The organism is Parafrankia sp. EUN1f (genome assembly GCF_000177675.1).
GTDB lineage: Bacteria > Actinomycetota > Actinomycetes > Frankiales > Frankiaceae > Parafrankia.
Genome location: NZ_ADGX01000378.1, coordinates 1 through 948, shown reverse-complemented (window position 1 = coordinate 948; position 948 = coordinate 1). Strand labels below are relative to the sequence as shown.

The following is a 948-nucleotide window of genomic DNA, read 5'->3' as shown; positions in this document are numbered from 1 at the left end:
GGCGGTCGCGGGCCGTCGCGGGCCGTCGCGGGCCGTCGCGGGCGGTCGCGGGCCGTCGCGGGCCGTCGGCACGACCGTTTCACCCGCCGGAGAAAGAGGATGACAGACCAGAACCGCGCCGGCAGAATTCCTCAGGAAACCGCCAGCCACGAAGGGACAAACACAGCCGAGATGGCCGACGAAGACAGGGCAGAAAACACCGGTGCGATAGGAGACCGGAGTGAGGTAACAGCCGGCGAACGGCTGCGCTCGGCGCGGTTTCCCCGCAGCTCCCGCTATCACCCGGACTGGATTGCCGGCGCGGTCAGCGGCGGCGCGGACTCGCTGTGGCTGACCGAATGGCTCACCGAGGCCCTCGACCTGCGGCCCGGCCTGCGGGTTCTCGACCTCGGCTGCGGCCGTGGGGCGTCGTCAGTCTTTCTTGCCCGGGAGTTCGGGGTGCAGGTCTGGGCCACCGACCTGTGGTTCAGCCCGGACGAACGCCTGGCCCGCCTCCGTGACGCCGGTGTCGATGACGCCGTGTTCCCACTGCGCGCCGACGCCCGTTCACTGCCGTTCGCCACGGACTTCTTCGACGCTGTGGTCAGCATCGACTCGTTCGTCTACTACGGAACGGACGATCTGTACCTGAACTACCTTTCCCGGTTCGTCCGGCCGGGTGGCGCGATCGGTATCGCCGGTGCCGGGCTCGTCGACGAGTTCGATGGTCCGGTACCGGACCATCTGCGCCCCTGGTGGGAGCCGAGCATGGCCTGCCTGCACTCCGCGGCCTGGTGGCGACGCCACTGGGAACGCAGCGGCGTCGCGGACGTCACCGTCGCCGACACCATGCCGGACGGCTGGCTGCGCTGGCTCGACTGGCACCGCACCGTCAACCCCGACAACACGGTGGAGATCGACGCGCTCACCGCCGACCAGGGCCGCCACCTCGGCTACGTCCGCGCCGTC

Annotated in this window: 1 protein-coding gene; it reads left to right on the top strand. The window is 70.0% G+C overall.

Translation table 11 applies throughout. The features are described 5' to 3' along the window. Positions 1–171 precede the first annotated feature (171 nt). Positions 172–948, top strand: a 777-nt coding sequence (locus FREUN1FDRAFT_RS39205) for a cyclopropane-fatty-acyl-phospholipid synthase family protein (protein WP_050796215.1), incomplete at its 3' end; no start/stop codon positions are given.